Annotated in this window: 7 protein-coding genes; 2 read left to right on the plus strand and 5 right to left on the minus strand. The window is 71.7% G+C overall.

All coding sequences use genetic code 11. From position 1 onward, the window contains the following. Window positions 1–30: 30 nt before the first annotated feature. Both ACH4DX_RS07535 and ACH4DX_RS07540 read right to left on the minus strand, forming a co-directional pair. A complete protein-coding gene (locus ACH4DX_RS07535) occupies window positions 31–603 on the minus strand; it encodes a TetR/AcrR family transcriptional regulator (RefSeq protein ID WP_398123911.1) in 573 nt (190 codons plus the stop codon). A 154-nt stretch (window positions 604–757) separates the two neighbouring features. Next, the gene (locus ACH4DX_RS07540; protein WP_398154385.1) at window positions 758–2212 is read right to left on the minus strand and encodes a glyceraldehyde-3-phosphate dehydrogenase; all 1455 of its coding nucleotides are present in this window, start codon (window positions 2210–2212) and stop codon (window positions 758–760) included. Window positions 2213–2391: 179 nt separating this feature from the next. Here ACH4DX_RS07540 and ACH4DX_RS07545 point away from each other — a divergent pair, with 179 nt between their 5' ends. Both ACH4DX_RS07545 and ACH4DX_RS07550 read left to right on the plus strand, forming a co-directional pair. After that, the gene (locus ACH4DX_RS07545; RefSeq protein ID WP_398154386.1) at window positions 2392–3783 is read left to right on the plus strand and encodes an NADP-dependent succinic semialdehyde dehydrogenase; all 1392 of its coding nucleotides are present in this window, start codon (window positions 2392–2394) and stop codon (window positions 3781–3783) included. 31 nt (window positions 3784–3814) lie between these two features. Further along, entirely contained in the window at window positions 3815–4822 is a 1008-nt protein-coding gene (locus tag ACH4DX_RS07550) for a PHP domain-containing protein (protein ID WP_398154387.1), read from the plus strand. 93 nt (window positions 4823–4915) lie between these two features. Here ACH4DX_RS07550 and ACH4DX_RS07555 read toward each other — a convergent pair whose 3' ends face one another. From ACH4DX_RS07555 to ACH4DX_RS07565, 3 genes are read right to left on the minus strand one after another with little or no spacing between them, the layout of a single operon-like run. After that, window positions 4916–6121: a cytochrome P450 gene (locus ACH4DX_RS07555; RefSeq protein ID WP_398154388.1), complete on the minus strand. Its 1206-nt coding sequence runs from the start codon at window positions 6119–6121 to the stop codon at window positions 4916–4918. 60 nt (window positions 6122–6181) lie between these two features. Further along, window positions 6182–6394, minus strand: a complete 213-nt coding sequence (locus tag ACH4DX_RS07560) for an MbtH family protein (protein WP_398154389.1) — start codon at window positions 6392–6394, stop codon at window positions 6182–6184. 16 nt (window positions 6395–6410) lie between these two features. Beyond that, complete coding sequence (locus tag ACH4DX_RS07565) at window positions 6411–24074, minus strand: amino acid adenylation domain-containing protein (RefSeq protein WP_398154390.1); 17664 nt, start codon at window positions 24072–24074, stop codon at window positions 6411–6413. Between the last annotated feature and the right edge of the window lie 1116 nt (window positions 24075–25190).

Genomic DNA, 25190 nt, shown 5'->3' on the forward strand with positions numbered 1-25190 from the left:
GCAACCTGCCGATCGGGCTCGGGACGGTGGTCAGGGCGTCGTCGGCCAGTTCCGCAGCAGCGCGTCCAGCGCGTCCACGATCCGGGTCCAGGACTCCTGCGAGTCGGGGGCACTGTGGCTGAAGCCGCCCGCGGACTCCAGGCTGACGTAGCCGTGGAAGACGCTGCCGAGGAGCCGGACCGCGTGTGTCTGTTCGGGTTCCGCCAGGTCGTAGCCGCGCAGGAGCGCGCGGGTCATCCGCGCGTGCCGGACACCGGCGCTCGCCGCCGCGGTCCTGGGGTCCAGGGGCAGCCGGGCGGCGGTGTACCGGCCGGGGTGCTCGCGGGCGTAGTCGCGGTAGACGTCGGCGAAGGCGGCGAGCGCGTCCTTGCCCGCCCGGCCGGCGATGGCGGCGGCGCACCGGTCGGCGAGCTCCTCCAGGGCCAGCAGGGCGATCCTCGTCCTGAGGTCGTGGGAGTTGCGCACGTGCGAGTACAGGCTCGCGGCCTTCACGTCGAAGTGCCTGGCGAGCGCCGAGACGGTCACCTGGTCGAAGCCGACCTCGTCGGCCAGCTCCGCCCCGGCCCGGGTCAGCCGCTCCGCGGTGAGTCCTGCGCGTGCCATGTCCGCCCTCTCCCTGTCCTGAAGCCATTATGCGTTTACCTAAACCCTTTAGGCAAATGACTTAGTCAGTTAGCCAGGATGCTCGTGTGCGGACACACGGAAGAGGGGCCCTCCGGGAGGACCCCTCTTCCGTACGTGACTGTTCGCCCGGCGCTCAGACCGCCACGGCGGGGTACGTCGGGTACTCGACCCCCGAGACGTGCTGGACGACGCGGATGACCTGGCAGGAGTAGCCGAACTCGTTGTCGTACCAGAGGTAGAGGATCGCGTTGTCGCCGTCGACCTTGGTGGCGCCCGCGTCCACGATCGACGCGTGCCGGGAGCCGACGAAGTCCATGGAGACGGCGTCGGGCGCGGTGGTGAAGTCGATCTGGCGCTTCAGGGGGGAGTTCAGCGAGACGTCGCGGAGGTGGTCGAGCACCTCCTCGCGGGTGGTCTCGCGGCCCAGGCGCAGGCTCAGGATGGCGATCGACACGTCCGGGACGGGCACGCGGATCGAGCTGCCCGTGATGGGGGCCTTCAGATCCGGCAGGGCCTTGGCGACCGCGGAGGCGGCACCGGTCTCGGTGATCACCATGTTGAGCGGCGCCGAGCGGCCGCGGCGGTCGGCCTTGTGGTAGTTGTCCAGGAGGTTCTGGTCGTTGGTGAACGAGTGGACGGTCTCCACGTGACCGCGCAGCACGCCGTACTCGTCGTCCATGGCCTTCAGCGGCGGGACGATGGCGTTGGTGGTGCAGGAGGCGCAGGACAGGATCTGCTCGTCCGGCTTGATCGTGTCGTGGTTGACGCCGTGCACGATGTTCGGGACGTCGCCCTTGCCCGGCGCGGTCAGGACGACCTTGTCGACGCCGGGGCGCAGGTGCTGCGAGAGGCCCTCGCGGTCGCGCCACTTGCCGGTGTTGTCGATGAGGATGGCGTCCTTGATGCCGTACGCGGTGTAGTCGACCTCGGACGGGTCGTTCGCGTAGATCACCTTGATGGCGTTGCCGTTGGCGACGATGGTGTTGGTCGCCTCGTCCACGGTGATGGTGCCCTGGAACTGGCCGTGGATGGAGTCGCGGCGCAGCAGCGAGGCGCGCTTGACGAGGTCCTCGGCGCCCCGGCCGCCGCCCTGGCGGACGACGATGGCGCGCAGCCGCAGACCGTTGCCGGACCCGGCCTTCTCGATCAGGAGGCGGGCGACGAGGCGGCCGATGCGGCCGAAGCCGTAGAGGACGACGTCGCGGCCCGCGGCGCGCTCGATCTTGTTGGCACCGGTGGCGCCCGCGACGGCCTCCGCGGTGAACTCCGCCACCGACAGACCGCGGTCGTCGGCCCGGTACGTCGCGGCGAGCATGCCGATGTCGATCTGGGAGGGGCCGAGGTCGAGCGCGGTGAGCGCCTCCAGGAAGGGCAGTGTCTCCGTGACCGACAGCTCCGCGCCCGCGATCTGCCGGGCGAAGCGGTGGGTCTTGAGGATGCTGACCACCGACTTGTTCACCAGGGAGCGGCTGTGCAGCAGGACCGTGACGTCCCGCTCGCGGTGCAGCTTCCCGATGATCGGGATCATCGACTCCGCGATTTCCTCGCGGTGCTTCCAATTGGTGAACGAGTCGTCATTGACAGTCACAGGAGTATCTTTCGAGCTAGGCGGCGCTCATATGCTAACCCCACTGCTTTCCGGGCCTTCAACGGGTGCCCCGGTTCCTGCGTGGGCCCGCTCCTCGGCGGGTACGCGGCAGGCCCCGCGTTGCGCGGCGGCGCACCCGGGGCCAAGGTCGTAGTCAGGCGCACAAGGAGGCCAGAGGCATGCCCATCGCAACGGTGAACCCGGCGACCGGTGAGACCGAGCGGACCTTCGAACCGCTCGGCGCCAAGGAGATCGAGGAGTGCCTGGCCCGCGCGGCGGCGGCCTTCGAGCACTTCCGCACCACCCCCTTCTCCGAGCGCGCGGCCCTGCTGCGCCGCGCGGCCGACCTCCTCGACGAGGACACCGAGGACGTCGCGAGGACCATCACCACGGAGATGGGCAAACCCCTGGCCGCGGCCCGGGCGGAGGCGGGCAAGTGCGCGAAGGCCATGCGCTGGTACGCGGAGCACGCCGAGGGGCTGCTGGCCGACGAGCACCCCGACGAGGGCGACGTACGCGACTCCGGCGGGGCCCGCGCCTTCGTGCGCCACCGCCCGCTCGGCGTGGTCCTCGCCGTGATGCCGTGGAACTTCCCGCTCTGGCAGGTGGTGCGGTTCGCCGCGCCCGCCCTGATGGCGGGGAACGTCGGGCTGCTCAAGCACGCGTCGAACGTGCCGCAGACCGCCCTGTACCTGGCGGACCTGTTCCGGCGGGCGGGCTACGACGAGGGCTGTTTCCAGACGCTGCTCGTCGGCTCCGGCGCCATCGAGGACATCCTGCGGGACGAGCGGGTCGCCGCGGCCACGCTGACCGGCAGCGAGGGCGCGGGCCGTTCCGTCGCCTCGATCGCGGGTGACGAGATCAAGAAGACCGTCCTGGAACTGGGCGGCAGCGACCCGTTCGTGGTGCTGCCCTCCGCCGACGTGGACGCCGCCGCGCGCACCGCGGTCACGGCGCGGGTGCAGAACGCGGGCCAGTCCTGCATCGCCGCCAAGCGGTTCATCGTGCACGAGGACGTGTACGACGCGTTCCTGGAGCGGTTCGCCGCGGGCATGCGGGAGCTGACCGTGGGCGATCCGACGGACGAGGGCACCGACGTGGGTCCGCTCTCCAGCGAGCAGGGCCGCGAGGACCTGGAGGAGCTGGTCGACGACGCCGTGCGCGGCGGCGCCACCGCCGTCTGCGGCGGGCGGCGGCCCGCGGGGCTCGACCGCGGCTTCTACTACGAGCCGACCGTCCTGACCGGCATCATCACCGGGATGCGCATCCACCGCGAGGAGACCTTCGGCCCGGTCGCCACCGTGTACCGCGTCGCGGACCTGGACGAGGCCCTGGCCGTGGCCAACGACACCTCCTTCGGCCTCAGCTCCAACGTGTGGACCCGCGACGGGGCCGAGCAGGAGCGGTGCGTGCGCGACCTGCGGGCGGGCGGCGTCTTCTTCAACGGCATGACCGCCTCGCACCCGGCGTTCCCCTTCGGCGGCGTCAAGCGCTCCGGCTACGGACGTGAGCTGTCCGGCCACGGCATCAAGGAGTTCTGCAACATCACCACGGTGTGGCACGGGGCGTGAGCGTCCCGCCGGACGGAGGGCGGTGGCCCGGATGGAGCCCGTCGAGGCGCTGAACCGCATCGCCTTCCTGCTGGAGCGCGCCCGGGCGCCGACCTACCGGGTGCGGGCCTTCCGCACGGCGGCGGCCGCCGTCGGCGCGCTGTCCCCCGACGATCTCGCCGAGCGGGTGCGCACCGGCTCCCTGGAGAAGCTCAAGGGCGTCGGCCCGAAGACGGGCCAGGTGGTGCGCGAGGCACTGGACGGCGAAGTACCGGGTTACCTGGTCCGCCTGGAGGAGGAGGCCGACGAGCCGCTGGTGTCCGGCGGCGAGCACCTGCGGTCCCTGCTGCGCGGCGACTGCCATCTGCACTCGGACTGGTCCGACGGCGGCAGCCCCATCGAGGAGATGGGGCGGGCGGCCGCCGCGCTCGGCCACGAGTGGGCGGTGCTGACCGACCACTCGCCCCGGCTGACGATCGCCCGCGGCCTCTCCCCCGACCGGCTGCGCGAGCAGCTGCGGGTGGTGGCCGAACTCAACGAGACCTGGGCGCCGTTCCGGCTCCTCACCGGCATCGAGTGCGACATCCTGCTCGACGGCGGGCTCGACCAGGAGCCCGAGCTGCTCGACCGGCTCGACGTCGTGGTCGTCTCCGTCCACTCCAAGCTGCGCATGGACGCGCCCGAGATGACCCGCCGCATGATCAAGGCCGTACGCAATCCGCACGCGGACGTGCTCGGCCACTGCACCGGCCGCCTCGTCACGGGACGTGGCCGCCCCGAGTCCGCGTTCGACGCCGACGCGGTCTTCGCCGCCTGCGCCGAGTCCGGCACCGCCGTGGAGATCAACAGCCGCCCCGAGCGCAAGGACCCGCCGCGCCGGCTGCTGCGCCGGGCGGTCGAGGCGGGCACCCTGTTCGCGATCGACACCGACGCCCACGCACCGGGGCAGCTCGACTGGCAGGCCGTGGGCTGTGCTCGCGCCGAGGAGTGCGGGGTGCCGCCCGAACGCGTGGTCACCACCTGGAGCGCCGAAGACCTGCTCGCCTGGACCGGCCGGTGACCCGCGCCCGCTCTGACCCGCCGGCACGCGAAGAAGGGAGGCACCCGCCGGATGTGTGCCGGCGGGTGCCTCCCCGGTGCGCGAAGCCGCCTGTCAGCCGGTGAGCAGGGGCAGCTTGGAGGTGCCGATCAGATCAGGGATCGGCAGGAACTCCGGTGGGTTGTCCGGGTCCGTGCGCAGGGTCGGGCAGCGGTCGAGAAGAATGTTCACCGCTGTCCTCGCCTCCAGCCGGGCCAGCGGGGCACCCAGGCAGAAGTGGATGCCGCGGCCGAACCCGAAGTGGGGGTTGGACGTACGGTCGGGGTCGAACACGTGCGGCCGCTCGAAGACCCGCTCGTCGCGGTTGGCCGCGCCGAGCCACAGCGTGAGCAGCTGCCCCTGCGCCACCGGCACCCCGGCGAGTTCGGTGTCCGCGGTGGCGACGCGGTAGGAGCCCGCGATGGGGCTCAGGAACCGCAGCGTCTCCTCGGTCACGGCTGCGGCGCGCGCGGGGTCCTTGCGCAGCCGCTCCCTCTCCTGCGGATGGGCGTCCAGGCAGAGCAGCATGTTGCCGAGCAGCGCCGTGGTGGTGCCGTGGCCGACGATCAGCAGTTCGTTGGCGAAGTCCACCACGGCGTCGTCGCTGAGCCGGGCGCCGTCGACCTCCGCGTGGACGAGTTCCGAGAACAGGTCCTCGCGGGGCCGCTTCCTGCGGTCGACGGCGTGCTGGTGCAGGTACGCGAGCATCTCGGGCACCCGGCGCAGCGCGGCCGCCGTGTCGGCGTCGTCGGGCTGCCCGGAGTCGTCGTCCGCGGCCATGACGCCCGCGGCGGCGAACATCTGGTCCACCCACTTCTTGAACAGACCCCGGTCGCTGTGGGGGATGCCGAGCAGCTCGGCGATGACGATGACCGGCATCGGATACGTCAGGTCGTCGACCAGCTCGAAGCCACCGGCCTCGACGTCCGCCGCGTCCAGGAGTTCATGGGTGACCTCGATGATCCGCGGTTCGAGCCCCGCCACCATCCGCGGGGTGAAGGCCCGGCTGATGATCTTGCGGAGTTTGGTGTGGTGCGGCGGGTCGGACTGGAGCAGGCTGCCGCTGTTGAACTCCCCCGCGTCCTCGGTGGCGCCGAGGAACTGCGGGGCGATGTTGTTCGAGTAGCGCCGCGGGTCGCCGTACACCTCGACGGTCTCGGCATGGCCGTACACGTGCACCATGCCGTTCCCGTCGGCCTCGACGGGCTGTTCCGCCTGTTTCTCCCACATCCAGAAGTGGCCTGGGTCCAGTCCCCAGCGGTCACCGAGTCCGTTCGTCACCTGTTTGTCGCCTCTCCGTACTTGTGGGGGGGTGAGGGGGTGTGCGGATGTTCCCGGCGCTCAGGCGGGTGTCCTCTCGCGCAGGCTCTTCGGGCGGAGGTCGGTCCAGTTCCTCTCGATGTGGTCCAGGCACTTCTTGCGGCTGTCGGCGCCGAAGTCGATCCGCCAGCCGTCCGGGACGCCGGCGTGCGAGGGCCACAGCGAGTGCTGGTCCTCCTCGTTCACCAGGACGTAGAACGTGCCGCTCGTGTCGTCGAACGGGTTCGTGCTCATGAGGGGCTCCCTGTGCTCACAGATAGCGGTTGATGATCTTGCAGATCTCGGCCGTGGGCTCCGGCGAGTTCAGCCCGAAGTGGGTGGCCTCGATGTCGAACTCCCGTATCGCGCCCTCGATGTAGGGCTGCCACTGGCCCACGTACGACTCGTCGGGATTCAGGGTGGCGTTGAAGAACAGCACGTCTCCGCGGTACTGCGGCGTGGGGTAGTCACGCATCATGCTGACGTGGTCGACCATGAGCGCGGCACCGTTCTCCGCGAGGGACTGGCGGTCGGCCGCGGCCTCGCCGCCCGGGTCCGGCAGGTAGCCCAGGAGGAACTCCCTGGCCTCGGACAGCTGGAGGTCGTTGTCCCCGCTGTTGCGCGCGAACCAGACGCTCGGTACGGAGTCCAGGAGGGCGAGCAGCTCCACCTGGTGTCCGCGGCGCTGTAGTTCCGCTGCGACGGCGTGCCCGAGGGTGCCGCCGATGGAGTGGCCGACCAGGCGGAAGGGGCCCTGCGGCTGTACGCCGAGGATCTGCTCCGTGTAGTCGGCCACCATGTCCTCGACGGACGTGGGCCGCGGTGAGCCGTCGAAGCCCCGCGCCTGGATGGCGTAGACGGGCCGGTCCCCCAGTTGTACGGCGAAGCCCAGGTAGGACCAGCACAGGCCGATGCCGGGGTGGATGAACCACACCGTTCCCTCGGAGCCGCCGGTCCGCAGGGGCAGCACCACTCCGTACGGGTCGGTGTGGCCGGCGGTGGACTCGTCCCCGGACATCAGGTACTCCATGAGTCCGGCGACGGTCGGGGCCTGGAAGACGATCCGCATCGGCACGTCGAGCATCAGGACCGTACGGATACGACTCACCAGACGCGTCGCCCGCAGCGAGTGCCCACCCAGGTCGAAGAAATTGTCGTCGATACCGACCTTCTCCACCCCGAGCACATCCGCGAACAACCCCGCAAGAACCTCTTCCTGCGGCGAACGCGGCGCACGATAAACCGCCGAACCCGTCAACTCCGGCGCCGGGAGCGCCCGCTGGTCCAGCTTGCCGTTGGGCGACAGCGGCAGCCGCTCAAGGACCACGAACGCAGCCGGCACCATGAACTCCGGCAGCCTCCCCGCCACGAACTCCCGCAGATCACTGGTGGTCACCTCCCCGGCGTCCGGCGCCGGGACCACGTAGGCGACGAGCTGCTTGCTGCCCGCGCTTGACCGCGCGACAACCGCCGCCTGAGCCACCTCCGGGTGCGCGGCCACCGCCGCCTCCACCTCGCCCGGCTCGATACGGAACCCGCGGATCTTCACCTGCGAATCCGCACGCCCCACATACTCCAGCTCACCACGCGCATCCCAGCGGGCCAGGTCACCCGTGCGATACATCCGCGCACCCGCCGGACCGAACGGATCAGCCACGAAGCGTTCGGCGGTCAACGCCGGACGGTTGTGATAGCCGCGGCCCACACCCGCACCAGCCATGTACAGCTCCCCGATCGCACCCGGAGCCGCAGGGGTCAGACCCGGGCCCAGGATGTAGGCCCGCAGGTTCCCCAGCGGACGACCGATCGGCACACCCGAGGTGTACTCACGTTCGGCGTCCAGGCCGTGAGCCGTCACATAGAACGTCTCACTGGGCCCATAGCCGTTGACGATGCGTGCCTCGGGCCAGTTCGCCCTGATCCGCTCCACCAAAGACGGCGTCAAGGCCTCACCGGCGAACACGAGCGACTTCGGCTGCACGCGGTCACCGAGCTGATCGACGAGTTCCGCGAAGGCGGAAGGCACCGAGCTGATGACGTCCACCTCCCAGCTGTCCCGCTCGGCGAGCGCCAGGACATCGCGCACGATCTCGACGCTTCCACCCGTGGTGAGCGTGGAGAACAACTCGAACGCGGCGACGTCGAAACCGATCGAGGTACTGGTCAGCATCCGCCAGCCCGGCGAGACACCCACCTGCCTCACCAGACCGTCCAGGGCATTGACCAGGTTGGCGTGGGTGATGCCCACGCCCTTGGGCAGGCCCGTCGAACCCGAGGTGTACACCTGGTAGACGAGGTGGTCCGGGTGCAGCGCGCGAGTGCGCTCGCTGTCGTCCAGGTCGGTGCCGGGACGGCCGGAGACGTCCACCCGGTCCACGTACAGCAGCGGCGTGTCCCTGGTGTCCCGGCCGTCGAGCACAGCGGCCGCCGCGGTGTCGGTGACGATCAGCCGCGGTGCGGCGGTGGCCAGGATGTGCTCCAGGCGCGTGCTCGGGTAGTTCGGGTCGATCGGCACATAGGCGGCACCGGACTTGATGACGGCGAGCAGCGCGACCACGAGGTCGGGCGTGCGCGGCAGGACCACGGCCACGGTGTCGTCGGGGCCGACGCCGCGGCCCGCGAAGTCACGGGCGAGCCGGTTGGCGCGCTCGTTCACCTCCGCGTAGGTCAGCCGCTGGTCGCCGCAGACCACCGCGAGGGCCTCCGGCTGCTGCGCGGCCTGTTCCTCGACGAGCTGGGTGAGGGTCCGCTCGGGCAGTTCGCGCGCCGTGTCGTTGTAGCGGTTCAGGACCAGGTCGCGCTCGTCCTCGTCCAGGATGTGGAGGGCGGCGAGCGGCGTGTCCGGGTCGTCGGCGAACTGCTCCAGGATCCGCCCGAGCCGGGTGGCGACGCGCCGCACCTCCGCCGCCGTGAACAGGTTGTCCTGGTACTCGATGCCCAGGCGCAGATGCGGGTCCGCGCTCGCCCCCAGCGACAGCGGGTAGTGGGTGCCCGACTGCGGGCGGATCCCGGTGATGGTGATCCCGGCCACGCTGTGGGCCTCGTCGAGCCCGGCCCGGTCGACCGGGTAGGACTCGAAGACCACCAGGGTGTCGAAGAGGGGGCCGACGCCGGCGCTCTCCTGGATCTCGGCGAGAGCGAAGTGGTGGTGGTCGAGGAGCGCGCCCTGCCGTTCCTGGACCTCGGTGAGGAGCCCGCTCAGGGTCTGCCCGGGCGCGGTCGGCACCCGCACCGGCAGGCTGTTGATGAACAGGCCCACCATCTCGTCGACGCCCTGGACCTGCGGCGGACGCCCCGACACCGTGGCGCCGAACACCACGTCCTGGCGGCCCGTGAGGTGGCTGAGCAGCACGCCCCAGACGCCCTGGACCAGGGTGTTGAGGGTGATGCCCAGCTCGGCGGCGCGCCGGGTGAGGCGGCGGGCGGTGTCGGCGTCGAGCTCCACATCGGCGCCCGCCGGCCGACCGCCGGTGTGCTGGGCCGCGTGCGGGGCGACGAGGGTGGGCTCCTCCACGCCCGCCAGTTCCGCCGCCCAGGCCCGTGCGGACTCCACGCGGTCCTGGCGGTCCAGCCAGGTGAGGAAGTCGCGATAGCCGCGCACCCGCTCCAGCTGCCCCGCGTCGCCCTGGGACCCGTACAGCAGGATCAGGTCCTGCATCAGCAGCGGCAGTGACCAGCCGTCGTACAGCGCGTGGTGGGCGGTGAACACCAGCTCGTGGCGTTCGCTGTCCAGGCGGATCAGCGACATGCGCAGCATCGGCGGGGCGACCGGGTCGAAGTGCGCGGCGTGGTCCGCGGCGAGGAACTCCTCCAGGGCGGCGTCCCGCTCGGCCTCCGGCAGCCGGCTGAGGTCGATCTCCTGCCACGGCAGTTCGGCGCGCTCAAGGACGAGCTGGACCTCCTGGCCCGCCGCGGTGGTCACGAACGCGGTGCGCAGGTTCTCGTGCCGGTCCAGGAGCGCCTGGCCCGCGGCCCGCATCCGCCGCGGGTCGACAGCGCCCGACAGGTGGAAGGCGAGCTGCATCTGGTAGGCGTCGAACCCGGCGCCGGTCAGCCTGCTCTGGAACAGCAGGCCGGACTGCGTGGCGGTCAGCGGCCAGACGTCCACCACGCCGGGGTACTGCTTCTCCCAGCCCTCGATGTCGCGCTGCCCGACCGTCACCAGCGGCACGTCCGACGGTGTCAGGCCGCCCGCGCCCGGCTGCGCCGCGTGCCGTGCCAGGCCTTCGAGGGCGGTGCACCACAGGTCGGCGAGCTCCCGCGCCTGTCCTTCGGACAGCAGTCGGCCGGGGAATCCCAGCTGGGCGGTGAGACGCGGGCCTTCGGCGGTGTCGGTGACGTACGCGGTCACCTCCACCGTCGCCAGGACGGGCATGTCGGCGTCCGGTTCCGCGAACAGCCCTTCGGCGCCCGCGGCCACGGTCCAGCCGAGGCCGCGGAGGTTCTCCGGCATGTCGTCGGCGGCGAAGCGGCCCAGGTAGTTGAAGGAGATCTGCCCGGTGTCGTGGGCCGCGAGGACCTCCGCGGTCCCGGGGTTGAGGTAGCGCAGCATGCCGTAGCCGATGCCCTTGTCGGGGATCGCGTTCAGCTGCTCCTTGACCGCCTTGACCACACCGCCCGCGGCGGCGCCACCGGCGAGGGCCTGGTCGACGTCGAAGCCGCCGACGTCGAGGCGCACCGGGAACATGCTGGTGAACCAGCCCATGGTGCGTGACAGGTCGGCGCCGGGCGCCGCGTACTCCTCGCGGCCGTGGCCCTCCAGCTTGATCAGTGTCGAGGACGCCTCGCTCCCCTCGACACCCCTGACCGCGCGCCACTTGGCCACGGCCAGGGCGAGACCGGCGAGGAGGCCGTCGTTGACGCCGCCGTGGAACGCCGCGGGCAGGGTCGTCAGGAGCGTCTCGGTGGCGGCCGTGGGCAGGTCGACCCGTACGGTCTCCACGGTGGACCGCACGTCCACCGCCGGGTCGAGGGCACGCGGGCCGATCAGCGGGTCGGGGCCTTCCACGACGCCGCGCCACAGCGGGAGTTCGGCCTCCCGCTCCGGGGTGCGCGCGGCCTCCGCGAGGGCGTGCGACCAGCGGCGCACCGAGGTGCCGACGGCGGCGAGCTGCGGGGTACGGCCCTCCCGCACCTGCTCCCAGGCCTGGGCGAGGTCCGGGAGCAGGATGCGCCAGGACACGCCGTCGACGGCCAGGTGGTGCAGGACGATGATCAGGCGTCCGGTGACGGGGGCGGCTGCGGTGTTCGCGGCGCCGGTCGCGTCCGTGGTGCCGGTGTTCGCGGCGCCCGCGTTCGCGGCTCCGGTCGCGTCCGTGGCGTCGGCGGTGCCCGTGGCTCCGGTCGCGTCGAACCACACGAACTGGGCCATCACGCCGGCCGCCGGGGCCAGGCGCCCGGTGGCGGCGTCCAGTTCCGCGGCGGCCAGCTCGTGCCAGGCAGGCGCGTCCCAACTGCCGTCGCACGGCACCCGGCGCACCAGTGCCGCCACGTCGACGGTGCCGGTGCCGGTGACCTCCAGGCCGCCGTCGCCGTCGGTGAGCAGCTTCGCGCGCAGCACGTCGTGACGGTCGACGACCGCGGACAGCGTGGCGACGAGGCCGGGCCCGTCGATGTCCCGCGGCAGGTCCACCACGGTGGACATCGCGAACCGGTCGTAGCCACCGCCCAGTTCGGTGATGTGCCGGGCGATGGGCAGCAGTGGCATGGTGCCCACGCCGCCGCCCGCCAGCTCCTCAAGGACCGTGCCGGTCCCGGTTCCGTCCTGGGCGGCCTCGGCGAGGTCGGCCACCGTGCGGTGCTCGAAGATCTGCCGCGGGGTGATCTCGACGCCCTGTGCGCGGGCGCGGGAGACGACCTGGATGGAGCGGATGGAGTCACCGCCGACGGCGAAGAAGTCGTCGTCGACGCCGACCCGGTCCAGACCCAGGACCTCGGCGTAGACACCGGCGAGTATTTCCTCGGCCGGGGTGCGCGGGGCGCGGTAGGTGCCGCCGGTGAACTCCGGCTCGGGCAGCGCGGCCCGGTCCAGCTTGCCGTTGGGCGCGAGCGGCAGTCGGTCGAGGAGCACGAAGACCGCGGGCACCATGAACTCGGGCAGCCGGTCGCCGACGAAGGCGCGCAGCTCCTTGGCGGACACGCCGGCCGTGAGGTCGATGCTGTCGGTCGCACCGGACTCGGTCGCGCCGACCGGCACCACGTAGCCGACGAGCTGCGTGCTGCCGTTGACCTGCCGTGTGGTCACCACTGCCTGGGCGACGTTGCGGTGCCGGGTCAGGGCGGACTCGATCTCGCCGGGTTCGATGCGGAAGCCGCGCACCTTGACCTGCGCGTCGTCACGGCCCACATACTCCAGGACACCGTCCGACGTCCACCGCGCCAGGTCACCGGTACGGTACATCCGCGATCCGACCGGACCATAGGGGTCGGCCACGAAACGCTCGGCGGTCAGCCGGGACCGGCCGAAGTAGCCGCGCGCCACATTGCCCGCCACATACAGCTCACCCACGACACCGACGGGCACGGGCTTCAGGCCCGCACCGAGGACGTAGGTGCGCATGTTGCCCAGCGGGGAACCGATCGGTGCGCCGGCCGTACCGGTCCACGTCTCGTCGGCGGTGAAGGTGGTGGCGTAGAACGACTCGGTCTGACCGTACGCGTTCACCACGCGCACGCCCGGAATCGCCTCCCGCACCCGCTCCACGAGCCCCGCCGGAAGCGCCTCACCGGCGAACACCACCGCATCCGCCTGGATCTTCCCGCCCACCTGGTCCAACAGCTCTGCGAACACCGACGGCACGGTGCTGATCACACCACCGCTCCAGCCGCCGCGCTCCCCGATCACCAGGACGTCGCGGACGACCTCCAGGGTGCCCCCCACCGCCAGCGTCGTCACCGCCTCGAACACCGACACGTCGAAGTTCACCGACGTCCCCGCGAGCATCCGGGTCCCGGCGCCGATACCCACCGCGTCGACGAGCCGCAGCGCGCCGTTGACCACGTTGTGGTGGGTGACCGCGACGCCCTTGGGGGTGCCGGTGGAGCCGGAGGTGTACATCACGTAGGCGGTGTGGTCGGGGTGCGCGCCGTTCGGGAGCGTGTGGTGCGGGGTGCCGGTGAGGTCGACGTCACCGATGAACAGGTGCGGGACGTCGCTCACGGGCAGGACGCCGACGGTGTCCGCGTCGGTGAGGACCAGCTGCGGGGCGGCGTCCTCCAGGATGAAGTCAAGGCGGCTGCTCGGGTACTTGGGGTCGATCGGCAGATAGGCCGCGCCCGCCTTCAGGATGCCGAGCATGCCGACGACGAGGTCCGCGGAGCGCGGCAGGGCCAGGCCCACGACCGACTCCGTGCCGACGCCCCGGCCCGCCAGCTCGGCGGCGAGGCACGTGGCCCGGGCCTCCAGGTCGGCGTACGTGAGGTGCAGGTCGCCGTGGACCACCGCGACGGCGTCGGGGGTGGCCGCGGCCTGCCGGGCGATCAGGCCGGGGACGGTGAGGGCGGGCGTCTGCGCGGCGGTGTCGTTGAAGCCGCGGAGCACCAGGTCACGCTCGTCGGGTTCGACGAGTTCGACGGATCCGATGCGCCGGGCGGGCTCGGCCGCGAGCCGGCCGAGGAGCCGTACGAAGCGGTCCGCGACGGTGCGGGCGGTGGCCGCGTCGAACAGGTCGCTCGCGTACTCCAGCGAGCCCACGACGCCGAGGCCGGGCAGGTCGCCCATGTTGAAGAACAGGTCGAACTTCGCGGTCTCGCTGCGCAGCCGCTCGAACTCCACCTGCACCCCGGGGAGTTCGAAGTCCTCGCGGCTGAAGTTCTGCCAGGCGAACATCACCTGGAACAGCGGCGAGTAGGCGGTGGAGCGGTCCGGGTTGAGGTCCTCCACCAGGCGCTCGAAGGGCACGTCCTGGTTGTCGTACGCCGCCAGGGACTTGGTGCGCACCTGGTCGAGGACGTCGGTGAAGGCCGGGTTGCCGTCGAGTCGGGCGCGCAGCACCCAGGTGTTGACGAAGAAGCCGACCATGTCGGTCAGGTTCTCGTCGGTGCGGTTGGCGATGGGCGAGCCGATGGTGATGTCGTCACCGCCGCCGAGGCCGTGCAGGAGCACCGCGAGCGCGGCCTCGAGGACGATCGACACGGTGGCGCCGCGCTCGCGGGCCAGTTCCTCGACGGCCGCCGCGGTCTCCGGGGAGAGCGCGAAGTCGACCGCCTCGCCGCGGTGGCTCGCCTGCGGCGGCCGCGGCCGGTCCGTGGGCAGCTGGAGCGGCTGCGGCACCCCGGCGAGTTCCTCGCGCCAGTAGCCGATCTGCGAGGACAGCAGGCTCTCGGGGTCGTCCTCGTCGCCGAGCAGATCGCGCTGCCACAGCGTGTAGTCGATGTACTGGGCGGGCAGCTCCGCCCAGCGGGGTGCCTGCCCGGCGAGGCGGGCCGTGTAGGCGGCCGCCAGGTCACGGGCCATGGGAGCCATCGACGAGCCGTCGCTCGCGATGTGGTGGGTCATGAGGATCAGTACGTGGTCCTGCTCGGCGAGGCGCAGCAGGACCGCCTTCACGGGGATCTCCCCGGCCAGGTCGAACCGGTGGGCCGCGAACCCGGCGATGGCGTCCGGCAGGTCGCCGGGCGCGACGTCCACGACCGGCACGTCGACGCGGGCCGCGGCGGCGGGCAGGACCCGCTGGTGCGGCACGCCGTCGCCGTCCTCGGCGAACACGGTGCGCAGGCTCTCGTGCCGGGTGATCACGTCCTGCACCGCGGCGCCGAGGGCGTCGGTGTCCACCTCGCCGGTCAGGCGCAGCGGGAAGGGCGCGTTGTACGTCGACGAGGGGCCCTCGAACTTGTCGATGAACCATAGGCGGCGCTGGGCGAAGGACAGGGGTACCAGGTCCGGGCGGGGTTCGACGCGGGTCAGGGGCGGCCGCACCCGGTCGCCACGGCCGAGGTGGCCGACGAGGTCCACGACGCTCGGGGCGGCGAAGATGACCCGGATGGGCAGTTCGACCCCGAGGACGGCGCGGATGCGGCTGACCAGACGGGTGGCGAGCAGCGAGTGTCCGCCGAGGGTGAAGAAGTCGTCGTCGATGCCGACCCGGTCCAGGCCGAGGACCTCGGCGAACAGGCCGCACAGGAGCTCTTCCTGCGGGGTGCGCGGCGCGCGCCCGGTGGCGACCGCGGCGAAGTCGGGCGTGGGCAGTGCCTTGTGGTCCAGTTTGCCGTTGGCGGTCAGCGGCACCTCGGCGATGGCCACCACCGAGGCGGGCACGAGGTGGGCGGGCAGCCGCTCCTGGAGATAGCCGCGCATGCCGCCGACGAGGGTGCCGATGCGGCCGGCCGCGGCCGGGTCGCTCGCCAGGGTGCGGTCGGCTCGGTGCGAGGGCGTGAAGCCGCCGGTGAGCGGGGCCTCGGGCACCGTGCCGTCGGTGAAGACGAGGGCGTCGAAGCACTCGGGGGCCTGCGCCGACCACGTCAGGAGCAGACCGAAGCCGTGCTCGTCCGCCCAGTCCCGCAGGTCCTGCGGGTCCACGGCGGGTCCCGACACCGCGGGCGCGTCCATCACCTGCGCCTCGACGGCCATGGCGACCTCACCCGTGAGACGGGCGTTGGGTACGCGCGCCACGCGCAGGACGGGCCCGTTCTCCGCGGTGCGGCACAGCTGGGTCAGGCCCCGCAGGTCACCGGCCTGGCGGCCCCAGTGGACGACGGGGGTGCCGCTCAGGTCGACGAGGTCGGCGGGCGCCTTGTGCAGGGTGATCTCGTAGCGGTGGCGCGTGAGTTCGTTGTGGGCGGCGCCCGGCTTGAGGCGGATGTCCGCGCCGGCCGCGCCGTGCCGCTCGGCCCACCGCGTGAACCACTCCGGGTCGAGGACGAGCTCCTGCTCCATCAGCATGGAGCGGGCGATGGCCGCGCGCGCCACCGAAGGGGCCGCCTCCGGGTGGTGGGCGCGCTGCACTCCGGACCGGAAGAGCGGGAGCGTGGCGGCGTTGCGCACGTCGCCCACCACGATCCGCCCGCCGGGGGCGAGCAGCGTGAAGGCCTGGGCTAGCACCTGGTCGAGGTAGTCGGCGTCGGGGAAGTACTGGATCACCGAGTTGAGGACGACGGTGTCGAAGTGTCCTTGCGGCAGCCCGGTGACGTCGTCGGCCATCTGGTGGCGCAGGGTGACCTTGTCGGCGTAGCCGGCCTGCTCGACCTCGGCGGTGAGGCGCTGGACGACCTGCGAGGACAGGTCGGTGGCCCAGTACTCCTCCACCCCGGCGAGGATGTGTGCCATCAGCAGGCCCGATCCGACGCCGAGTTCGAGGACCCGGCGGGGGTTCCAGCGGGTGATCTGTTCGACGGCGGCGTCCCGCCAGTCCCGCATCTCGTGCAGGGCGATGGGGCGTCCGGAGTAGCTGGAGTCCCAGCCGGTGAAGTCCTCGCCCCAGACGGTGTTGGCCGCGGAGTAGACCTGGTCGTAGATCTGCTCCCACTCGTCGACCTGCTGCTCGGCCTCCTGGCTGTGGTCGGTGCCGTCGAGCAGCGGCACCACGTAGCCGGCGAGGCGCCGCTCGCCCGCGGTGTCCTCGCTGACGGTCACCACGGCCTGGGCGATGCCGGGGTGGCCGACGAGGGCGGCCTCGACCTCGCCCGGCTCGATGCGGAAGCCCCGCACCTTGACCTGGGTGTCGGCGCGGCCCCGGAAGACCAGGCGGCCGTCGGGCGTCCAGGCCACGACGTCACCGGTGCGGTACATGCGCTCACCGGTCCCGCCGAAGGGGCAGGCGACGAAGCGTTCGGCGGTCAGGGCGTGCCGGTTCAGATAGCCGCGGGCCAGGCGCTCACCGGCGACGTACAGCTCTCCCGGCACTCCGGGGAGCACCGGTCGCAGCGCCGAGTCGAGTACGTACACGCGGGTGTTGTCCAGGGGGCGGCCGATGGGGACGACCGCGCCGATGTCGTCGGGGGTGGCCATGGGGTGGACGGAGGCGGCCATCGTCGCCTCGGTGGGGCCGTAGGCGTCGACGACCCTGATGCCGGGGCAGGCGGCCATGACCCGCTCCACCGCGGCGGGCGGCACGACGTCGCCGCCGGACCACACCTCGCGTACGCCGGTGAAGGCCTCGGGCATCTCGTCGGCGACGACCTTGAACAGGCCGGCGGCGACGAGGAGCGCGGTGACCCGCTGCTCGGTGATCACCTGGGCGAGCGCGGTCGCGTCCAGGCGCCCCGGCGGGGCGACGACGACGGTGCCGCCGTTCAGGAGCGGCACCCACAGTTCGTAGGTGGAGGCGTCGAAGGCCTGGGCGGAGTGCATGAGGACGCGCTCGTGCCGGTCGCCCTCGTAGGCGCGGTCCGCGGCGAGGCCGACCACGCCGCGGTGGGTGACGCCGACGCCCTTGGGGGTGCCGGTGGACCCGGAGGTGTACATCACGTACGCCAGCTGGTCCTCGTGGCCGCGGCTCGCCGCGACCGGCGGGCCCGCCGGGGCGTCGGCGATCTCCCGCCGGACGGCGGGGTCGTCGAGCACCACGTACGGGCAGTCGCTCCGCGGCAGTCCGGCCACGATCGCGGCGTCGGTGAGGACGAGGGCGGGGGCGGCGTCGCTCAGCATGAAGGCGAGGCGCTCGGCGGGGTACTCGGGGTCGACGGGCAGATAGGTGCCGCCCGCCTTGAGGACGGCGACGACGGCGACGACCTGGCCGGCGGAGCGCGGCAGGGCGAGGCCGACGACGGAGTCCTGGCCCACGCCCCGTGCGGTCAGGAGCTGCGCGATCCGGTTCGCGCGCTCGTCCACCTCCCGGTACGTCAGGGACTGTGTGCCGTCCTGGACGGCGACGGCGTCCGGTGTCCGGGCGGCCTGCGCCTCGAAGGTCCGCGGGACGGTGCGGCCGGCGGCCGGCACGGCGGTGTCGTTCCAGTCGACGAGGATGCGGTCGCGCTCGCTCCGGTCGAGGAGGCCGAGGGCGGCCACCGGGGTGTCCGGGTCGGTGACCAGGAGGTCGAGGATGTGGCCGAGCCTGACGGCGATGTCGGTGACGCGCTCCCGCGCGAAGAGGTGGTGCTGGTACTGGAGGGCCACCTTCAGGTGCGGCTCGGCGAAGGCCATCACGACCAGCGGGTAGTGCGCGCCGCTGGACGGGCTGACGCCGGTGAGTTCGATGCCCGCGGCCGTGTTGGCGTCGGTGAGGGCGACGGCGTCGATGGGGAACGACTCGAAGCCGACGATGCTGTCGAAGAGGACGTGCAGGCCCATGGCCTGGTGGATCTGGAGCAGTCCGTGGTGATGGTGGTCCATGAGGCGGCTCTGCCGCTCCTGGAGGTCGCCGAGCAGGTCGCGCAGGGTGGCGGACGGCGTGCAGTCGACGCGTACCGGCAGGGTGTTGATGAACAGGCCGACCATGTCGTCCACGCCCGTCACCTGCGGCGGGCGCCCGGAGACGGTGGCTCCGAACACTACGTCCCTGCGGCCGGTGAGCCCGGCGAGCAGGACCGCCCAGGCACCCTGGATCAGGGTGTTCTGGGTGACGCCGAGCTCCGCGGCCCGGCGGGCCAGTTCGCGGGCCGCCCCCGAGGAGAGCGGCACGTCGACCTGGCCGATGGCCTCGGCCTCCGCTTCGACGGCGCCCGTGGACAGCAGCGTGGGCGCCTCGATGCCGGCGAGTTCCTCGGCCCAGGCGCGGGCGGCCTCGTCGCGGTCGCGCCGGGACAACCAGGCGAGGAAGTCGCGGTAGCTGCGGGCCCGCGGCAGCTGGGACGCGTCGCCCGCCGAGCCGTACAGGCGCAGCAGGTCCTGCATGACGATGGGCACCGACCAGCCGTCGAAGAGGACGTGGTGGGCGGTGAAGACGAGTTCCCACTTGTCGTCGGCCAGTTTGACCAGGGACATGCGTACGAGCGGTGCGGCGCTGAGGTCGAAGTGGGTGGCGTGTTCCGTGGCCAGGTGCTGCTTCAGGCGGGTGTCGCGCTCCGCTTCGGGCAGGTCGCTGAAGTCGTACTCCTGCCAGGGCAGTGCGACGTGCTCGGCGACGACCTGGACGCGTTCGCCCGCGGTGTCGAGGACGAACCCGGCCCGCAGGTTGGGGTAGCGGTCGAGGAGGGCCTGGCCCGCGGCGCACATCCGCCGCGGGTCGACCTCGCCCGCGAGGTGGAAGGCGAGCTGCATCTGGTAGGCGTCGAAGTCGGCGCCCGCGAGTTCGGCGTGGAACAGCAGGCCGTCCTGCATGGCGGTCAGCGGCCATACGTCGACGAGCCCCGGGTAGGCCTCCTCCCAGCGTTCGAGTTCGGCCTGGTCCGTGCTGACCAGCGGTACGTCCGAGGGGGTCAGGCCGCCCGCGCCGGGCCGCGTCGCGTGCTCGGCGAGGCCTTCGAGGGCGGTGCGCCACAGCGCGGCGAGCTCCTCGACCTCGGCCGTGGTGAGCAGGCCGCCGGGGAAGTCGAGGCGGGCGTCGAGGCGGGGGCCTTCGGCGGTGTCGGTGACGTAGGCGCTCACGGCGAGGGTCGCGAGGGCGGGCATGGCCGGGTCGGGGGCGGCCATGAGTTCCGTGGTGCCTTCGACCTGGGTGAAGCCGAGGCCGCGGAGGTTCTCCGGCATGTTGGCCGCGCCGGCGTAGCGCCCCAGGTAGTTGAAGGAGATCTGGCCGGACGCGTGCCGGGCGAGGATGTCGGCGGTCTCCGGGTTGAGGTGGCGCAGGAGGCCGTAGCCGATGCCCTTGTCGGGGACGGCGAGGAGCTGTTCCTTGACGGCCTTGACGGCCCGGCCCGCGGCGGCGCCGCCCGCGAGCGCCTCGCTCAGGTCCGTGCCCGTCACGTCGAGGCGTACGGGGAACATGCTGGTGAACCAGCCGACGGTGCGGGACAGGTCGGCGCCGGGCGCGGCGGCCTCCTCACGGCCGTGGCCTTCGAGGCGCAGCAGCAGTGAGGACGCCTCGGTCCCGGTGATGCCGCGCTGCTGGCGCCATGCGGCGACGGCGAGCGCGAGGGCGGCGAGCAGGCCGTCGTTGACGCTGCCGCGGTAGGCGGCGGGCAGGGTCGTCAGGAGCGTCTCGGTGGCGGCCACGGGCAGGTCGATGTGGACGGACTCGACGGTGGACATCACGTCCACGGCGGGTTCGAAGGGGCGGGAGCCGAGGTCGGGGTCGGGTCCGGAGACGATGGAACGCCACAGGGCGAGTTCCGCCGTGCGCGTCTCGGACGCGGCCTCCTCGACCAGGGCGTGCGCCCAGCGCCGTGCGGAGGTGGCGACCTCGGCGAGTTCCGGTGCGCGGCCGTCGCGCACCTGCCGCCAGGCGTCGGCGAGGTCGGGCAGCAGGATGCGCCAGGACACGCCGTCGACGGCGAAGTGGTGCAGGACGAGGAGGAGCCGTCCGGTCGTCGCGGCGCCCGCGTCGAACCACACGAACTGCGCCATGGTCCCGGCCTCGGCGTCGAGCCGGTCCGCGGCGGCCTCCACCTCTTCGGCGGCGCGCCGGTGCCAGTGCTCGTCCCAGGGGTCCGTCCAGGTCACGCGGTGGATGAGGGAGGCGACGTCGACGGTGCCGGGGGCACCGACCTCGAGGCCGTCGCCGGTGCCGCCGGTGGCTCCGGTGCCGTCGGTGCGGATCAGGCGGGAGCGGAGCATGTCGTGGCGGTCGACGACGGCGGACAGGACGGCGTTCAGGCCCGCCTCGTGGATGCCCGCGGGCAGGTCGACGGTCATCGACATGGTGAACCGGTCGTGGTCGCCGCCCAGTTCGGCCAGGTAGTGGCCGATGGGGAGGAGCGGCATGAAGCCGACACCGCCGCCCTCGAGCTCCTCCAGGACCGGCCCGGCGGCACCGCCCTTCGCCGCCTCCTCCGCCAGGTCGACGACGGTGCGGTGCTCGAAGATCTGGCGCGGGGTCACCTCGACGCCCTGTGCGCGGGCGCGGGAGACGACCTGGATGGAGCGGATGGAGTCACCGCCGACGGCGAAGAAGTCGTCGTCGATACCGACCCGGTCCAGACCCAGGACCTCCGCGTACACCCCGGCCAGGACCTCCTCGGCGGGAGTGCGCGGGGCACGGTAGGCGGTGCCGGTGAACTCCGGCTCGGGCAGCGCCCTGCGGTCCAGCTTGCCGTTGGGCGCGAGCGGCAGCCGGTCCAGCATCACGAACAGCGACGGCACCATGAACTCGGGCAGCCTGCCGGACACGAACTTCCGCAGCTCACGCGAGGACACGGTGGCCCTGAGGTCGACTTCCAGCTCGCCGAGGCTCTCCACCGAACCCAGTCCCGACTCCTCCGCGCCCTGCGGCACGACGTAGCCGACGAGCTGGGTGGAACCACGCCCCTGGTGGGTGACCACGACGGCCTGCGCCACACCCGGGTGCGCGGTCAGCGCCGCCTCCACCTCACCGGGCTCGATGCGGAAGCCGCGCACCTTGACCTGCGCGTCGTCACGGCCCACATACTCCAGGACACCGTCCGACGTCCACCGAGCGAGGTCACCGGTACGGTACATCCGCGATCCGACCGGACCATAGGGGTCGGCCACGAAACGCTCGGCGGTCAGCCGGGACCGGCCGAAGTAGCCGCGCGCCACATGACCCGCGACGTACAGCTCACCCACGACTCCCGGGGCCATGGGCTTGAGGCCGGGGCCGAGGACGTAGGTGCGCATGTTGCCGAGGGGCGAGCCGATGGGTGCGCTGGCCGTGCCGGTCCAGGTCTCGTCGGCGGTGAAGGTGGTGGCGTAGAACGACTCGGTCTGACCGTACGCGTTCACCACGCGCACGCCCGGAATCGCCTCCCGCACCCGCTCCACGAGCCCCGCCGGAAGCGCCTCACCGGCGAACACCACCGCATCCGCCCGGATCTTCCCGCCCACCTGGTCGAGAAGTTCGGCGAACACCGACGGCACCGTGCTGATCACACCACCGCTCCAGCCGCCGCGCTCCCCGATCACCAGGACGTCGCGGACCACCTCCAGGGTGCCCCCCACCGCCAGCGTCGTCACCGTCTCGAACACCGACACGTCGAAGTTCACCGACGTCCCCGCGAGCATCCGGGTCCCGGCACTGATGCCCACCGAGTCGGCCAGGCGGAGGACGCCGTTGACCACGTCGCGGTGAGTGATGGTCACGCCCTTGGGCAGACCCGTGGAACCCGAGGTGTACATCACGTACGCGGCGTTCGCGGGCCGCACCGCGGCGAGCGACACGTCCGGGCCCGGAGCGTCGAAGTCGACGTCCTCGACGTACAGGTGCGGCACGTCCGACGCGGGCAGCACGCCCGCGGTGTCGGCGCCGGTAAGGATCAGTCGCGGGGATGCGTCTTCGAGGATGTGGTCGAGGCGGGTGCTCGGGTACTTGGGGTCGATCGGCAGATAGGCCGCGCCGGCCTTCAGGATGGCGAGCATGCCGATGACGAGGTCGGCGGAGCGGGGCAGCGCCAGGCCCACCACGGTCTCGGGGCCCGCGCCGCGCGCGGCCAGCTCGCGCGCGAGCCGCTCGGCACGCGCGTCCACCTCGGCGTACGTCAGCTCCTCGTCGCCGTGGATCAGCGCGGTGGCGTGCGGGGTGGCGTCGGCCCGCCGGGCGAGGAGTGCCGGGACGGTCAGCTCGGGCGTCGCCACGGCGGTGTCGTTGAAGCGGCGCAGGACGAGTTCGCGCTCGTCCGCGGCGAGGACGTCGGTGAGGGCCACCGGCTTGTCCGGAGCGTCCGCGAGCTGGTCGAGGACGCGGAGGTAGCGGTCCACGACGGCTTCCGCCGTGGACCGGTCGAACAGGTCCGTGGCGTACTCGAGGAAGACGACGAGCCCCCCGGTCTCATGGTCCGAGAAGTAGTTGAACTCCAGGTCGAACTTCGCGGTGGGCGTGGAGAGCACCTCTAAGCGCACCTGTAGCCCCGGCAGCTCGAAGTCGTGCCACAGGCCCGACTCCTCCCAGGTGAACATCGTCTGGAACAAGGGGTGGTAGGCCGTGGAGCGCTCCGGGTTGAGCACCTCCACCAGGCGCTCGAACGGCGCGTCCTGGTTGTCGTACGCCGCGAGGGCCTTGCCCTGCACCTGGTCGAGGAGTTCCGCGAACGTCGGGGTCCCCGACAGGTCGGTCCGCAGCACCCAGGTGTTGACGAAGAAGCCCACGAGGTCGATGAGGTCCTCATCGGTGCGGCCCGCGATGGTGGAGCCGATCGCGATGTCCTCACCCGCCCCGAGGTGCTGCAACGTCACCACGAGCGCCGCCTGGAAGGCCATCGGCAGCGTCACGTCGGCGGCGCGCGCGACCTCCTCCACGCGGGACAGGAGCTCCGGGCCCACGGAGAAGCGCACCCCGTCACCGCGGTGGCCGGCGACGGGCGGGCGCGGCCGGTCCGTGGGGAGGCGCAGCGGCTGCGGAACCCCCGCCAGCTCCTTGTGCCAGTAGCCGAGCTGCTGGGACAGGAGGCTCTCGGGGTCGTTCTCGTCCCCGAGCATCTCGCGCTGCCACAGCGTGTAGTCGGCGTACTGCACGGGGAGTTCCGGCAGTTCGGGTTCCGCGCCGTCGCAGCGGGCGGTGTAGCAGCTGAACAGGTCGCGTGCGAGCGGGCCCACCGACTCGCCGTCGGCGGCGATGTGGTGGATCAGGAGGAGGAGGTGGTGCTCGCGGTCGCCGGTGCGGAACAGCGTCGCCCGCAGCGGCAGTTCCTCGGTGAGGATCAGGGGGTGGTGGGCGACCTGCTCCGCGGCGCTGCGCAGGTCCTCCGGCGCCACCTCCACCAGCGGCACGTCGAGGCGCAGGTCCTCGGCGGCGACCACTTCCTGCCCGGGCACGCCGTCGGCGGTCTCGACGATCAGGGTGCGCAGGCTCTCGTGCCGGACCACCACGTCGCGGATGGCCGCCACGAGTGCGTCCGTGTCCAGCGCGCCGGTGAACTTGACCATGAACGGGACGTTGTAGGTCGCCGACGGTCCCTCGAAGCGATCGATGAACCACAGGCGACGCTGCGCGTAGGACAACGGGATCATTTGCTTGCCACTCCTGTTCAGCTTGCCCGGACGAGAACGGCTCCGGACTGGGGTGATTGCTCTGGCGACGCGGCTTCGACCGCGCTGCCAGTGATTGCGGTTACCGGACGAGGCACCTGGTCCTTGAACTTCTTCGACCAGCGCTTCTCCATGCACATGCTCAAGAAAGATCTGATGGCTTTTGCGGACGAGGAATTGTGTTACCGCCCTTTACCGTCCTTCATCGCCCTTCACTGCCCTTCACTGTCCCGCACTGTTTCCATCAATGGCGAATCAATAAAACAAGTGACATCAGCCGAGTGCGGCCGTCCACGCGGTTCCACGCGATTTCTTCATCGGAGTACGGAGGCACTCGGGGGTGGGCGGAGGCAGGGCGAACTTGGGCCGCTCCCGAACAGGACCGACAGCACGGACAGCACGGGGAGCGCCGACGAGCCACTGGCCAGACAGCGCACATCGCGCAAAAACTGCTGGTCAAGCGGCACTTGCATGGTGGTGCACCCGGTTTCGCCTGTCCGGATCCCACCTGTCACGGGCGACGCCCCGCCTGTCGAAAAGACGCGCGTCGCGGCGTTTTCACGCAGCCCCTGGCCGAATTCATGCGCCCCCCTCCACGACCTCCCCTCCCCGTCCGCCGATCCTTTCCGCCACGGTCCGGGGACCGTAGCACCCGCCCATTGCCGCTCGACAGGCTCGCCCTTCGGCGCCCCCCGCGCATTCCCTTCTCATTGCCGACCGCCCCTCGCCGGAACATGGCTGTGTCCAGCACGTTCTTGGCTCAGGACCTTTCTCGAAGACCCCGACAGGGGGTGGCCCCGCCCTATGTCCTGTTAACGAGACAGGGGCGGCACAGAGCGCGCCGACGCCTCCTGGCGCTTTTTCGGGGGGCAATTTCTCGCCCCGGTAAGGCACCGGCGCACAGCTAGGGCGCATCGCATCGCGTCCGCCCTGCTCCAAGGCTTCGGCGCTCGCTCGTCGTACCCATATGAGCGATTTGACCGAGTGCAGTCGCTAAGTACGGACAGATACCGATCACGAACCGATCAGCTATCGACTACAGCAGCCGAACCGTTGGCAAAGTCAGCCACGGACAGCACGCCGATCGCTGGGAAAACC

The sequence above is a fragment of the Streptomyces sp. NPDC017940 genome (assembly GCF_044328435.1).
GTDB lineage: Bacteria > Actinomycetota > Actinomycetes > Streptomycetales > Streptomycetaceae > Streptomyces.